Source organism: Streptomyces exfoliatus, from assembly GCF_000725545.1.
GTDB classification, from domain to species: Bacteria; Actinomycetota; Actinomycetes; order Streptomycetales; family Streptomycetaceae; genus Streptomyces; species Streptomyces exfoliatus.
On sequence record NZ_JNZP01000054.1, the window covers coordinates 1 to 13,971 of the forward strand.

Sequence of the window (13,971 nt, forward strand, 5' to 3'; positions counted from 1 at the left end):
GGGCCGGCGGGAGTGACGCGGTTCCGGGCGGGGGCCGTACGGCGCCGTCCCAGGTCCTACGGGTGAACGAGCAGGGCGACGGGCGCCGCCCCGGGGGCGTTGTGCCCACCCTCCCCCAAGCTCTCGGCTTCGCTCGAGCAGGGGACCCCCATCACCCCTGCGGAACGTATGCCCACGACGCGGGCACAAGGAGGGTGGGCGGGGCGCAACAGGTGGGTGGGGCTACAGCGCGGGGCGTAACGGGGGCGGGCGCAGCGGGGGGGGCTACAGCGGGGGGCGACGTGGCGGGTCCGCCACGTCGCTGCGTTCGCCCCCGGGGCTACTGGTCCGAGGAGAAGCGGACCGTGGCCGGGGGGAGGGTGGCGTCGCACCAGACGCGGACGCCCTCGCGGAGTTCGTTGTCGGCGCCCACGTGGGCCCCGTCGCCGACGACCGCGCCCGTCAGGACCGTACGGGCGCCGATGCGGGCGCCCGCGCCTATCAGGGAGTCGGTGATCACCGCACCCGGTTCGACCACCGCGCCGGCCAGGAGCGTGGAGCCCGTGATGCGGGCGCCCTCGCCGACCACCGCGTCCGCGCCGACGACCGTGCCGCCGGTCAGCTTGGCGTCCGGGGCGACGCGTGCCGTCGGCAGGACCAGGCGGTCGCCGCAGCGGCCCGGGACGGCAGGCGACGGGGCGCGGCCGAGGACCAGGTCGGCCGAGCCGCGGACGAAGGCCTGCGGGGTGCCGAGGTCCAGCCAGTACGTCGAGTCGACCATGCCCTGGAGGTGCGCTCCGGAGGACAGGAGTTCCGGGAAGGTCTCGCGCTCGACGGATACCGGGCGGCCGGCGGGGATCTTGTCGATGACCGAGCGGCGGAAGACGTACGCGCCCGCGTTGATCTGGTCGGTGACGATCTCCTCGGGGGTCTGGGGCTTCTCCAGGAAGGCCGTCACCCGGCCCGTCCCGTCCGTGGGGACCAGGCCGAAGGCTCTCGGGTCCTCCACCCGCGTGAGGTGGAGCGAGACGTCCGCGCCCGAGGAGGAGTGGGTGGCGACGAGGGCGCCGATGTCGAGGCCCGTGAGGATGTCGCCGTTGAAGATGAGGACCGGGTCGTCGGGTCCCGAGTGCAGCCGGGAGGCCACGTTGCGTATCGCGCCGCCGGTGCCGAGCGGCTCCTCCTCGGTGACGTACTCCAGGCTCAGGCCGAGTGCGGAACCGTCTCCGAAGTGCGGCTCGAAGACCTCGGCCAGGTAGGAGGTGGCGAGCACGATGTGCTCGACGCCGGCGGCGCGGGCGCGGGCCAGCTGATGCGTCAGGAAGGGGACGCCCGCTGCCGGGACCATGGGCTTCGGCGTGTTGACCGTGAGGGGTCGCAGCCGTGTTCCCTTGCCACCGACCAGGAGGATCGCTTCTGTCACCTTGTCGTCTCTGCTTCCTGTTCGGGGCCGGTCAGCTCGCCCGTCTCGGTCGTCCGTGCGATATGACCGGTCAGTTTAGGCAGATGGTTGCCCCGATGACCCCATCAGCGCCTTCCCTGGTACTTCGCCGAGCTCGTGCGGGCCGTCCCGAGCTTGCCGTACAGCCGCACTCCGGGGCACTCCGTGGCGAATCCGTCACGGTGTCCCGAGATGGCGTTGAACCGGACCCTGCTGCCCTTCTTGTACCGGTTTCCACCCCCGGAGACGAGGTACGACGTTCCCTTCGGGTTCACCCCGTGCAGCCCGAGTTTCCAAGCCGTCAGACGGGCGACGGCGGTCACGGCGGCGGCCGGAGGGGTGCTCTTGCTGAAGGTGCCGAGGACGGCGATGCCCATGCTGTTGGTGTTGAACCCGAGAGTGTGCGCGCCGAGGACGGGCTTGGCCACTCCCCCGGCCCGGCCTTCGTAGATGTTTCCGCACTTGTCGACGGCGAAGTTGTAGCCGAAGTCACGCCATCCGCTGCTCTTGACGTGGTAGCGGTAGATACTGCGCAGGACGGAGGGCGCCTGCTTGCAGGTGTAGTTGTTGCCGGTCGCGCTGTGGTGGACGAAGGCCGCCTTGATGCTCTTCGTGTAGACGAAGCCCTTCTCGCGGATCTTCTCGTCGGCGCCCCAGCCCTTGCGCGTGATGATCTTGGGGCGGGGGCCGATGTACGGCTTCGCCGGGGCCGCCGCCACGGCCGGCTCCACCACTGCGGCCTGCTCCTGGGTTTCGGGGTGGGGCAGGACCTGCGGCGGGAACTCGGCCTCCTGCACGCGGGGCAGGTACGGGAACGTGAACTCGACCGCCGCCTTCGTCAGCGCCGGGATCCAGGTCGCGCCGTACGCGGCGAGCTGGGCGTTGACCGCGCTGACCGCCGCCTCCGCCGCGTTCAGGCCGGCCTGCGGGCCCGGCGCCGCGGCGGTACGGGTCACGGGCGCGGCCGCCGCCGGGTCCTCGCCCGGGTCGACCAGTTCCAGGCGCAGGCCTTCGGGGAGCGGCTCCTCCCCTCGTACGCGGATCTCCACGCCGTCCGAGTCGCCGACCCACAGGGGGGCCGTGGAGCCCTTGAGGGCCCGTCCCGCGCCTTCCGTGGTCTCCGGGTCGGCGCCGTGTTCCTCGTTGTGGGTCTCCACGTCCTGCCACGGCGACCAGACGTCGCCGCCGGTGGCGCGGGTGCGGACCTGCACGGCGCCGTGCAGGGCGGCCGTCGGGTCGTCCCAGACGACGCCGACGAGCGAGAAGGGCCTGACGTCGCGTCGGGTGAGCCCCTGCGCGTCCGTACCGTCCGCGCCCCCGCCGAGGGCCCTGTCCGTACCGCCGAGGGGCGCGAGCGGCAGGGACTGGGTGGCGCCGGGGAGTTCGGGCGCGGGTGGCAGCGCGGAGAGTGCCGGTGGGAGTGCGGAGGCCGCCGATGGCAGTCCGGGCGCCGGGGACACCTCGGCCGCGGCGGGCGCGGCGAGGGAGACCGGCAGGGCGATGGCCGCCGCGCAGGTGACGGCGATCGAGGAGGCGAGTGAGGCACGCATGGGCCGATCGTGCGTAGCCGGGGGCTGTTCCGCGACCGGGAAGAGGCCCTGAAACTGACGCCGTGTCGGTCCGACCGGTGGACGGCGTCACCGGTACGGCGGACCCCCACACGGCCGCCCGCGTACGCTGTCCGGCGTGAACGCCAGCGACCGCACCCCCGCCGACCTGCTGCGATCCGCGCTCGCCGCGGACCCCGCCCGCCCCTTGGTCACCTTCTACGACGACGCCACCGGTGAGCGGGTGGAATTGTCCGTCGCCACCTTCGCCAATTGGGTGGCCAAGACGGCCAACCTGCTCCAGGGCGAGCTGTCCGCCGCCCCCGGCGACCGGCTCGCGCTGCTGCTGCCCTCGCACTGGCAGACCGCCGTCTGGCTGCTCGCCTGCTCCTCCGTCGGCGTGACCGTCGAGGTCGGCGGCGACCCGGCGGACGCGGACCTCGTCGTCGCGGGTCCCGACACGCTCGAGGCGGGCCTCGCCTGTTCCGGGGAGCGGATCGCGCTCTCCCTGGCCCCGCTGGGCCGTCGTTTCCCGGCCGTGCCCGCCGGATACGCGGACTACGCGGTCGAGGTGCCGAGCCAGGGCGACCGGTTCGCCCCGTTCGTACCGGTCGATCCGGACGCTCCCGCCCTCGTCGTCGACGGTACGGAACACAGCAGCGCGCAGCTCGTCGAGCGGGCCCGCGCGGACGCGGAGGCGCTGGGTCTCACCCCCGGCGCCCGGCTGCTCTCCGGGCTCGGCTACGGGGACTGGAAGGGGCTCTCGGCCGGTCTGTACGCGCCCCTCGCGGCCGGCGGCTCGGTGGTCCTCTGCCGGAACCTGGAGCGGCTGGGCGGCGAGGGCCTGGAGAAGCGGGTGGAGAGCGAGCGGGTGACCCACAGGGCGCTCTGAGCCGCGCAGACGAACACGCCCGTCCACCCACGCGCAGACGACTCTCCACGCCGGCCCGGCGCCCGGCCGAGACCCCCGGCATCGGCCCCACACCCCGCCGAGTGCCCCATTCGGCGTAGGGCCGCGCCGAGTCCCCGGGTCCGAGCCCGCCGTCCGGTACATGATCGGCCCGGGGGGAGTCGCCTCCTTCCGCACAACCATGCGTCGGGTTCGGCCGTCTCCTTCTACGACCGGCGGCCGCCCGGCGCGCCGCCGACGCCATGAAGGACGGACTCAGACGTGACGGACCGTGCGGGCACGCCCGCCGAACCGGATCCCCCGCAGGCGGAGGACACGGCGACAGACGCTCCGGAGGAGCCGCGCCGACGCCGCCACTGGCTGCGGTGGACGGCGCTCGGCGTCTCGGTCGTGGTGCTGGCCGCCGCCGGGGCCGGCTGGTGGTTCTACCGGAAGCTCGACGGCAACATCACCACGGACACCACGGCCGCCGCCGAGCTGCGGAAGTACGAGAAGGAGCGGCCGGCCGCGGTCGTCTCGGCCGCCCGGAACATCCTGCTCATCGGCTCGGACACCCGGGCCGGCGCGGGCAACCGCGAGTACGGCAGGGACAAGGGCACCCAGCGGTCGGACACCACGATCCTGCTGCACCTGTCGGCGGGGAAGGCGAGCGCGACCGCCGTCTCCGTCCCCCGCGACCTGATGGTGACGATCCCGAGCTGCCGCAAGGCCGACGGGAGCCGCACCCGCGAGCAGTTCGCGCAGTTCAACTGGGCCTTCGAGTTCGGCGGTACGGCGTGCACGATCCGTACCGTCGAGAAGCTGACCGGGATCCGGGTGGACCACCACATGGTGATCGACTTCCAGGGCTTCAAGAAGATGGTGGACGCCGTCGACGGTGTGGAGGTCTGCCTCAAGGAGCCCGTGGACGACCCCGACGCGAAGTTGAAGCTGCCCGCGGGACGCCAGACGCTCCACGGGGAGCAGGCGCTCGGGTTCGTCCGCGCCCGGAAGTCGATCGGCAACGGCAGCGACACCGAACGCATGGACCGCCAGCAGCAGTTCCTCGGCGCGCTCGTCAACAAGGTGCAGAGCGACGGGGTGCTGCTGAACCCGACCAAGCTCTATCCGGTCCTGGACGCTGCCACCAAGGCGATCACGACCGACCAGGGCCTCGACTCGCTGCGGGACCTGTACGACCTGGCCCGGTCGATGCGGGCGGTCCCCACCGAGAAGGTGCAGTTCCTCACTGTCCCGCGCCGCTCCTACCGATACGACGCGAACCGGGACGAACTGGTACAGCCGGCGGCGAGTCAACTCTTCAAGCAGCTACGGGAGGACAGGCCCGTCGTCGTGACCCCGGGCGAGAAGGACGACGAAGGGCGGCGCGGCGCGGACGGCAAGCCCGGCAAGCCCGACGACGCCGACCTCCCGGCCCCCTCCGCGACGCCGACCTTCACCGGGCGGAACGCGGCGGAGGGAGTCTGCTCCTAGAAGGCGCCGTGGGGAGGCCGGGTAAAGGGCACACCAAGGGGAGGGCTGAGAGCGATGAGGTTTGAGCAAATTGCCCGGTTGTAAGGGGCGTGGAATTTGTCACGCACGTCGCCCCACGCTGAACTGGGCGGATAGTGTGACGCGATCCGGTGCACCCCGACCGCGTGGTCGCACTCACCAAGGATCGAACGACCGAGAGAGCGGCGCCCTGTGGGGGAGGCGCCTCGCGTGGCACCGACGGAGGACTCGAGTAACCGTGGACGCGCACAGCCGTGGACGGGCGGACGAGATCGACCCCGCCGACCAGTGGGTGCTCAACCCGCAGACCGGCAACTACGAACTGCGACTGGACCACTCCGCTGGGCAGTCACAGCCGCGGACCCCGTCGTCCAGGCCCCGCAGATCCACCGTTCCCGCTCCCGCCCCCGCCGACACCCCCGTCGAGGCGCCCGTACCCGGCCAGCGCCGTCGCCGCGCCGTCGAGCCGGGCGGCGGCGGACAGCAGCCGCCCGCGAGCCGCCGCAAGCGCAAGCAGGGCGCGTCCCGCAAGAAGAAGGTCCTGCTGTGGACCGGCGGCACGATGGCGTTCGTCCTCGTGGGCGGCGCGACCGGCGCGTATCTGCTCTACAACGAGCTCGACGGGAACATCGGCTCGGTCGACGTCGGCGACGCCGCCGTCCAGACGGAGTCGATGGACGGGCCGCTCAACATCCTGATCATCGGCAACGACGTCCGTACCGGCGAGGGCAACGAGAGCTACGGGAACAAGACGAACGTCACCGGCCACGCCGACACGACGTTCCTCATCCACATCTCCGAGGACCGGACCAACGCGACGGCCCTGAGCATCCCCCGTGACCTCAAGATCAAGATCCCGGACTGCCCCACGAAACAGCCCGACGGCTCGACGAAGGTCATCCCGGGCTCGGTCGGCACGACCAAGTTCAACGAGTCCTTCGGTGTGAACGGCCGCGACCCGGGCTGCACGATGCGCACCATCTCGGAGATGTCCGGCCTGGGCATCAACCACTTCATGATGGTCGACTTCAACGCCGTCAAGACGCTGTCCACCGCCGTCGGCGGCGTGAAGGTCTGCCTCGCAAAGCCCATCCGGGACAAGGAGTCCAAACTCAACCTCTCCGAGGGCGAGCACCGCATCCAGGGCGAGGACGCGCTCGCGTTCCTCCGCAACCGTCACGGGCTCGGCAACGAGAGCGACCTGGACCGCATCAAGATGCAGCAGCAGTTCCTCGCCTCGATGATGCGACAGCTCAAGGAAGACACCCTGGACAGCCCGTCGCAGCTGCTCTCGGTCGCCAACGCGGCCACCGAGGCGCTCACGGTCGACAAGGGGATAGACAGCGTCATGAAGCTGACCACCCTGGCCAAGGAGATCGGAAAGGTCGACCTGAAGAACATCAGCTTCGTGACCGTTCCGGTCGTCGACAACCCCGACGAGCCGCCCACCAAGCGGGCGACGGTCGTCCTCAACCAGGAGCTGGCCCCTCAGGTGTTCTCGATGATCGAGAACGACATCTCCTTCACCGAGGTGAAGAAGAAGGAGAAGCAGGCCAAGGACGCCAAGGCGCAGGCCCAGGCGAAGCTCCTCCAGGGACCGCGTGCCGCGGCCGCCGACGTGCGCGTCGACGTCTACAACGGCAGCGGCATCACCGGCGCGGCGCAGTCGACCATCGTCTGGCTGCAGAACGAGCAGGGCGTGAGCCGCTCCACCAACAAGAGCAACGCCCCCGAGAAGGCGGCGAAGACCACGCTCACCTACGCACCGAACCAGGCCGATCAGGCCCGCAAGCTCGCGGACATGATGGGTCTGGCCGCCACGGCCCTCAAGCCGGGCACACAGGACGCCGGGGAGCGCGAGCCCATGACGCTCGTCCTCGGCGCCGACTTCAAGGGCGCAGGGATTTCCATGGCCGCTCCGACGAAGGCGCCGGACGTGGGTCAGGTAGAAGCAGACAAGCAGGTGTGCGCCAAGTGACCCGGAAACACCGGGACTTGGCACGCTCCTGACTGACGAGGGGACCTGGGGTGGGACAGAACAGCGTGCGTGGGGAGGGGACGCGGCGACGCGTACCACGCGCCCGAGAACTGGGCTGGGACGACGACCTGTACGGCGCCGGGGAAGCCACCGGCGCCGGCGACGACGCTCCCGAGGAGAAGACGGCGCAGGCCGACGCGCCCGCGTCGACCCGCGCCGCGCGCCGGCGCGGGAACGCCGGTGGCGGTACGGGCGCGGGCGGCCGCGCCGCCGCGCGCAAGCGTGCCAAGAAGACCGGCAAGCGCAAGGTGCTGCGCTGGGTGGCGATCACCCTGTCGCTGCTGATACTCGGCACGGCCGGCGCCGGATACCTGTACTACGAGCACCTCAACGGCAACATCCGCAGCGGCGGGCGCGCGGGCGGCGAGAGCGGCGTGAAGAAGGCCCCGCCGAACGCGCTCGGGGACACCCCGCTCAACATCCTCCTGATCGGCTCCGACAGCCGCCAGGACGAGAAGAACATCGCCCTCGGCGGCGGCCGCAACGACAAGGACCGCAAGCCGCTCGCCGACGTGCAGATGCTGCTGCACGTCTCGGCGGACCGCGAGAACGCGTCGATCATCTCCATTCCGCGCGACACCGTCGTCCCGATCCCGGAGTGCAAGGGCGAGGACGGCACGCCCTACGCCGCCACCACGAACCGGCCGATCAACGAGTCGCTGCAGCGCGGCGGTCCCGGCTGCACCCTCACGACCTGGGAGAGCCTCACCGGGGTCTACATCGACCACTGGCTGATGGTCGACTTCGCCGGAGTCGTGGCCATGGCCGACGAGGTCGGCGGTGTCCCCGTCTGTGTGAGGACGGGTGTGCACGACAAGTCGACCGCGAGGGTGAAGGGCGGCTCCGGCCTGAAGCTGCGGGCGGGCACCACCGAGGTGAAGGGCGAGCAGGCGCTCCAGTGGCTGCGCACCCGGCACGCGTTCGGCAGCGACCAGAACCGTGCCAAGGCCCAGCACATGTACATGAACGGCATGATGAAGAAGCTCCAGAGCCAGAACGCCTGGACGGACACCGCGCGGCTGACGGGTCTTGCCGAGACCGCCACGAAGGCCCTTCAGGTCTCCGACGGCCTCAAGACGGTGAAGAAGCTCTTCGACCTGTCGATGCAGCTCAAGAACGTGAAGCTCGACCGCCTCACGACGGCGACGGTCCCGACCGACCCGTACCGGCTCAACCCCGACGCGTGGCTCCAGCTGAGGCCCTCCGCCGCCGACAAGATGTGGGCGATGCTCCGGGACGACGTCGCCTTCGACAAGAACGGCGACAAGGCCGACGGGACGACGAAGCCCAAGCCCTCCACGAAGCCGAAGACGCCCGCCGAGGCCCCCGGCTCCTTCGTCGTGACCGTCGTCAACGGCACCGACGGCGGCGGCGAACCGGCCGTCGAGGGCCGGGCGCGAGACCTGGCCGAGATCCTCAAGGGCAAGGGCTTCACGCAGGCCGACGCCTCCAAGAACGGCGGGGGCCGCAAGGACTCCGTGGTCACCTATCCCAAGGCGGACGGCGACCAGGGCAAGGCGAACGCCCTCTCCGTGGCCAAGGCGCTCGGACTGCCCGACTCGGCCGCACGGGCCGCCGCGGACGACACCGGGGGCATCACCCTGGTCGTCGGCGCCGACTGGCGCGAAGGCGGCACGTACAAGAAGCCGACGGCCGTCGCGGGCGACCTTCCCGAGGGCGCCGACGACAAGGCGGACTGCATGGACGTCTACTCGGTCTACAAGTGGGACGGGAAGAGCTGACTCCCGCACCCGCGTGAACGCCGACGGCCGGGCCCCGTGAGGGACCCGGCCGTCGGGCGTGTACGGGGGCGGTCAGACCGTCTCGGTCTCGCCGGCCCTCACCGCCGGGCGGCGGCTCGCGATGACCTTCTTCGCCAGGGAGCGGGGGCTCGTCAGGAAGCCGTACCCCCACGACATGTGCATCGTCGCCAGGGCCACCGGGATCTGGAGGCGGGCCTTGAGCGGGAGGCCCTTGCCCGCCGGGACCGAGCCCGCCGTGATCGCGGCGAGGTAGCCGGCCGGGATCACGAAGCCGAGCGGGGTCAGGGCGGCGCCCACGACCAGGCCGGCGGCGATGGCGCAGACGGCGACCGGCGGGGCCAGGTAGCGGAGGTTGATGGAGCCCTGGTGGTAGCGGGCCACCACGTGGCGCCAGCGGCCGTAGTCCTTGTACTGCTTGGCGAGGGCCTTCACGGAGGGCCTCGGGCGGTACTGGACGCGCAGCTCGGGCGAGAACCAGATCAGGCCGCCGGCCTCGCGGATGCGGAAGTTCAGCTCCCAGTCCTGGGCGCGGATGAACTCCACGTTGTAGCCGCCCTGCTGTTCGAGCGCCTCGCGGCGGAAGACACCCAGGTACACGGTCTCCGCCGGGCCCGCCTCGCCGCCCGTGTGGAAGGCGGCGTTGCCGACGCCGATCTTCGAGGTCATCGCGGCGGCGACCGCGTCCTCCCAGGCGTTCTCGCCCTCGGCGTGCATGACGCCGCCGACGTTCTGCGCGCCGGTCTCCTCCAGGAGCCGGACGGCGGTGGAGATGTAGTTCGGCGAGAGCATGCCGTGGCCGTCGACGCGCACCACGATGGGGTGGCGCGAGGCCTTGATCGCCGCGTTGAGTGCGGCGGGCGTGCGGCCGGTGGGGTTCGGCACGGTCTTGACGCGGGCTCGTGAATCCGACGCGGATTCTCGTACGAGTTCGGCGGCGATCTCGTCGGTGCGGTCCGTGGACGGGCCGAGCGCGATCACCACCTCCATCTCGCCGTCGTATTCCTGCTCCAGGATGTGGCGAACCGAGGTGCGCAGGTACCGCTCCTCGTTGAGGACCGGCATGATCACGGAGACGGGGGGCATGGCGTTCACGGTCGGCCACGTTACCGCGAATGGGGGACAGCGGTGCGCGCCGCACGGGTGGCGCACCCTTGCGCTGATCGTATGGGCCTACCGTGCTCACGGTTCCCTTTGTCACACCCGCGGAGGTGTCCGTCCGTGCCCACACCGCCCCGCACGCCCCGTCCCCGGCCCGCCGCCCGTCGCGTGCCGGTCCGTCGGCCGCGGCGGCGCCCCCGGTGGGGGATGCGGATGGCGACGGCGCTCTCCGTGGCGGTGCTCGCGGCCGGCGGCATCGGGCACGCCGTGGTGACCGGTCTCGACACCGGGATCACCCGGGTCGACCCCTTCAAGGACATGAAGAACCGGCCGCAGGCCGGGCACGGGATGAACATCCTCGTCGTCGGCACCGACGGCCGGGACCGGATCACCCCGGAGGAGAAGGCGAAGTACAGGCTGGGCGGCGCGCCCTGCCACTGCACCGACACCGTGATGCTCGTGCACATCTCCGAGGACCGGGAGCGGGCGAGCGTCGTCAGCCTGCCCCGGGACTCGTACGCGGAGATGCCCGAGCACACCGACCTCACCAGCGGGAAGAAGCACCAGGCGCATCCGGTGAAGCTGAACGCGGCGTACGCCGAGGGCGGGCCGGGGCTGACCGTGCGGACCGTCGAGTCGATGACCGGCGTCAAGATCGACCACTATCTGGAGGTCGACTTCACCAGCTTCATGCGGACCGTGGACGCGGTCGGCGGGGTGCAGATCTGTACGACCCGGGCCGTGAAGGACGCGTACAGCGGGCTCGACCTGCCGGCCGGCACCCATGAGCTCGACGGCGGGCAGGCACTCCAGTACGTACGCTCCCGGCACATCGACGGGGCCGCCGACATCGGGCGGATGCAGCGGCAGCAGCGTTTCCTCGCCGCCCTCATCGAGCGGACGACCAGCGGCGGGGTGCTGCTCAACCCGGTGCGGTTCCGTGAGGTGGCCACGACCATGCTGGGCTCGGTCCGGGCCGACGAGGACTTCGGTACGGACCAGCTGTTCGCCCTCGCCAAGGCGATGCGCGGCTTCACCCCGGCGTCGTCGGAGTTCGTGTCCGTGCCGATCGGGGACATGAGCTTCCCCGTGAAGGGGATCGGCTCGACGGTGAAGTGGGACGCGTCGAAGGCGCAGAAGCTGTTCCAGGCGCTGCGGGAGGACCGGCCGCTGGCCCCCGTGAAGCCCGCTTCCTCCTCGAAGGCGCCGAAGGCCTCCGTCGTGGACGTGGCTCCGCGCACGGTGCGGGTGCAGGTCTACAACGGGACCCGGACGGACGGGCTCGGCCGGAAGGTCGACGACGCGCTGCGCGGGACCGGCTTCGACACCACCCGGACGCCGATGACCGGGGCCGGGAAGGAACGGGCCCGGACGGTCGTGGAGTACGACCCGCGCTGGGACCGCTCGGCGAAGACCCTCGCGGCGGCGCTGCCGGGGGCGGAGCTGAAGGCGGTGGCGGGACGCGGCGGGACCCTGCGGGTGACGGTCGGGGCGGACTACAAGGGGGTGCGGGCGGTACGGGCGGAGGACGCGGGGCGGTCGGGGCCGTTCGAGGCGGTCACGGGAGACCGGGTGGTGTGTCCGTGACCGTTGGTCGGGGCCGAGGGCCGGTCGCCCGGCGTTCTCAGTCCTCGTAGCCCTCGGCCGCGCGGCGTTCCCTCAGTTCCTTGATGGCCTGGCGGCGGGAGAGGCGGTGGGTGCGGCGGATCTGGGCTTCCTGGTGGCGGCGCTTGTCCTGTTCCGTCTCGGGGACGACCTGCGGGACCCGGCGCGGCTTGCCGTCCGCGTCGACGGCGGCGAAGACCAGATAGGCGGAGCCGACCTGGGTGGCGGGCGTCGACTCGTTCCAGCGTTCGGCCATGACCCGGACGCCGACCTCCATGGAGGACCGGCCGGTCCAGTTGACCTGGGCCTTCACGTGCAGCAGGTCCCCGACCCGCACCGGCTCGAGGAACACCATCTCGTCCATCGAGGCGGTGACCGCGGGACCGCCCGAGTGCCGGCCCGCGACGGCGCCCGCCGCGTCGTCCACCAGCTTCATGATCACGCCGCCGTGCACCGTACCGAGCAGGTTGGTGTCGTGGCTGGTCATGATGTGGCTGAGGGTGGTGCGGGAGGCGGAGGTGGGCTTGCCCGGGATATCGCCCTGATCTGTCATGCCCTCCACCATATGCCGGGTCCTGTCGGGGTCGCCGTTCGGTCCGCTTTGCATCAGCTTGGCAACAGCACCGGTCCGATGTTCCACCCGGCCTGTCGCCCGTAAAGCCCTGACCGGCACACTGGACCGCATGAATGACTGGCCCGAAGACGGCGGCTACGGCCGTGGCAACGCGAACCCCCACCCCGAGGGTCCTCGCCGGATGAGCCATGTGCAGCGCCCGCAGGTTCCGCAGCAGCCGCCTCGGCACGACCAGGGCTACAACCCGAACTTCACACAGGCCCAGGGCCAGGGGTACGACTCCGGTTACAGCTCCGGTCAGGTCTACGGCGGCCCGCAGGGCGGCGGGAACGGCACCGTTCCGCCGCAGTACTCGCCGGGCCCCGGCGCCGGCGGTCCCGGCCGTCCCGCCCCGAACTGGCGCAAGCGGATCAAGGTCGGCTCGATCGTCCTCGTCGTCGGCGTCCTCGCCTGGGGCATCGGCACCTACGCCTGGGCGAGCTCCCAGATGCGCAACGAGGTCGACCTCTCCAAGGTCATCGAGCGGCCCGCGGAGGGCGACTGCACGACGTACCTGATCGTCGGCTCCGACAGCCGCGAGGGCATGTCCGCCGAGGAGAAGAAGAAGCTGCACACCGGCTCCGCCGCGGGCAAGCGGACCGACTCGATGATGATCCTCGCGGCCTGCTCAAGCGGGAACACGATGGTCTCGCTCCCCCGTGACTCCTGGGTGACGATCCCGAGCTTCGTCGGCTCCGAGTCGGGCAAGCAGTACGCGGCCCGTGGCGGCGCCAAGCTGAACGCGGCGTACGCGATGGACGGCCCCGAGCTGCTCGTGCGGACCGTCGAGTTCAACACCGGTCTGCGCATCGACCACTACGCGGAGATCGGCTTCGCCGGCTTCGCGAACATCGTGGACGCGCTCGGCGGCGTCGAGCTGAACATCGAGAAGGGCTTCAAGGACAAGAAGTCCGGCGCCGACTTCCAGGCGGGCGAGCAGACCCTCAACGGCGAGCAGGCCCTGGCCTTCGTCCGGACCCGGTACGCCTTCGCCCAGTCGGACCTCCAGCGGACGAAGAACCAGCAGAAGTTCCTCGCCGCGCTCGCCAACCAGGCGGCGACGCCGGGCACGATCCTCAACCCGTTCGCGCTCTACCCGACCCTGGGCGCCGGTCTGGACACGCTGATCGTGGACAAGGACATGTCGCTGTACGACCTCGGGAAGATGTTCTTCGCGATGAAGGGCATCAGCGGCGGCGACGGCAAGTCCATGAACATCCCGATCTCGGGCAAGGCGCCGCAGAACTCGCTCAAGTGGGACATGCCGAAGGTGAAGCAGCTGGTCGAGCAGATCCGGAACGACGAGAAGGTCACCGTCGAGTCCCGGTGACCTCGTGGGGACACGAGAAGGGCGCCCCCGTCGCGAGGGGGCGCCCTTCTTCGTGCCTACGGGAGGTTGCGGGCCATGACGATGCGCTGGACCTGGTTGGTGCCTTCGTAGATCTGGGTGATCTTGGCGTCGCGCATCATGCGCTCGACGGGGTAG

11 protein-coding genes are annotated in these 13,971 nt (G+C 71.1%); 6 read left to right on the forward strand and 5 right to left on the reverse strand.

Annotated elements, in window-relative coordinates:
* Positions 1–319 precede the first annotated feature (319 nt).
* The gene (gene manB, locus IO20_RS0133385; RefSeq protein ID WP_030556785.1) at positions 320–1,402 is read right to left on the reverse strand and encodes a mannose-1-phosphate guanylyltransferase; all 1,083 of its coding nucleotides are present in this window, start codon (positions 1,400–1,402) and stop codon (positions 320–322) included.
* 104 nt (positions 1,403–1,506) lie between these two features.
* Entirely contained in the window at positions 1,507–2,970 is a 1,464-nt protein-coding gene (locus IO20_RS0133390) for an N-acetylmuramoyl-L-alanine amidase (RefSeq protein ID WP_030556787.1), read from the reverse strand.
* Between the two features lie 136 nt (positions 2,971–3,106).
* Here IO20_RS0133390 and IO20_RS0133395 point away from each other — a divergent pair, with 136 nt between their 5' ends.
* The 4 genes from IO20_RS0133395 to IO20_RS0133410 all read left to right on the forward strand — a co-directional run bounded on the left by IO20_RS0133395 (position 3,107) and on the right by IO20_RS0133410 (position 9,148).
* Positions 3,107–3,859, forward strand: coding sequence for a TIGR03089 family protein (locus IO20_RS0133395; RefSeq protein WP_030556789.1), 753 nt, complete (start codon positions 3,107–3,109; stop codon positions 3,857–3,859).
* Positions 3,860–4,138: 279 nt separating this feature from the next.
* Positions 4,139–5,350 (forward strand): LCP family protein, encoded by a 1,212-nt coding sequence (locus tag IO20_RS0133400; protein ID WP_030556791.1) that lies wholly within the window; start codon positions 4,139–4,141, stop codon positions 5,348–5,350.
* Positions 5,351–5,606: 256 nt separating this feature from the next.
* Positions 5,607–7,346, forward strand: a complete 1,740-nt coding sequence (locus IO20_RS0133405; RefSeq protein WP_030556792.1) for an LCP family protein — start codon at positions 5,607–5,609, stop codon at positions 7,344–7,346.
* Between the two features lie 50 nt (positions 7,347–7,396).
* Positions 7,397–9,148, forward strand: coding sequence for an LCP family protein (locus IO20_RS0133410; protein WP_245685143.1), 1,752 nt, complete (start codon positions 7,397–7,399; stop codon positions 9,146–9,148).
* A 72-nt stretch (positions 9,149–9,220) separates the two neighbouring features.
* Here IO20_RS0133410 and IO20_RS0133415 read toward each other — a convergent pair whose 3' ends face one another.
* Positions 9,221–10,252 (reverse strand): glycosyltransferase family 2 protein, encoded by a 1,032-nt coding sequence (locus tag IO20_RS0133415; RefSeq protein WP_397793593.1) that lies wholly within the window; start codon positions 10,250–10,252, stop codon positions 9,221–9,223.
* 81 nt (positions 10,253–10,333) lie between these two features.
* Here IO20_RS0133415 and IO20_RS0133420 point away from each other — a divergent pair, with 81 nt between their 5' ends.
* The gene (locus tag IO20_RS0133420; RefSeq protein ID WP_439646856.1) at positions 10,334–11,854 is read left to right on the forward strand and encodes an LCP family protein; all 1,521 of its coding nucleotides are present in this window, start codon (positions 10,334–10,336) and stop codon (positions 11,852–11,854) included.
* A gap of 37 nt (positions 11,855–11,891) precedes the next feature.
* Here the strand turns inward: IO20_RS0133420 and IO20_RS0133425 are convergent, their stop codons facing one another.
* Positions 11,892–12,425, reverse strand: coding sequence for an acyl-CoA thioesterase (locus tag IO20_RS0133425; protein ID WP_245685144.1), 534 nt, complete (start codon positions 12,423–12,425; stop codon positions 11,892–11,894).
* Between the two features lie 130 nt (positions 12,426–12,555).
* On the opposite strand from IO20_RS0133425, the gene IO20_RS0133430 reads away from it, so the two are divergent.
* Entirely contained in the window at positions 12,556–13,815 is a 1,260-nt protein-coding gene (locus tag IO20_RS0133430) for an LCP family protein (RefSeq protein ID WP_078946300.1), read from the forward strand.
* A 56-nt stretch (positions 13,816–13,871) separates the two neighbouring features.
* Here IO20_RS0133430 and IO20_RS42095 read toward each other — a convergent pair.
* On the reverse strand, positions 13,872–13,971 hold a 100-nt coding region (locus tag IO20_RS42095; protein ID WP_155525297.1), incomplete at its 5' end, for an acyl-CoA dehydrogenase family protein.

What these genes read in the sequence shown, in the direction of transcription:
- IO20_RS0133390 (WP_030556787.1), bottom strand. Translation starts at nt 2,970, where the DNA reads ATGCGTGCCTCACTCGCCTCCTCGATCGCCGTCACCTGCGCGGCGGCC.
- IO20_RS0133415 (WP_397793593.1), bottom strand. Translation starts at nt 10,252, where the DNA reads ATGCCCCCCGTCTCCGTGATCATGCCGGTCCTCAACGAGGAGCGGTAC.
- IO20_RS0133420 (WP_439646856.1), top strand. Translation starts at nt 10,334, where the DNA reads ATGGGCCTACCGTGCTCACGGTTCCCTTTGTCACACCCGCGGAGGTGT.
- IO20_RS0133425 (WP_245685144.1), bottom strand. Translation starts at nt 12,425, where the DNA reads ATGACAGATCAGGGCGATATCCCGGGCAAGCCCACCTCCGCCTCCCGC.
- IO20_RS0133430 (WP_078946300.1), top strand. Translation starts at nt 12,556, where the DNA reads ATGAATGACTGGCCCGAAGACGGCGGCTACGGCCGTGGCAACGCGAAC.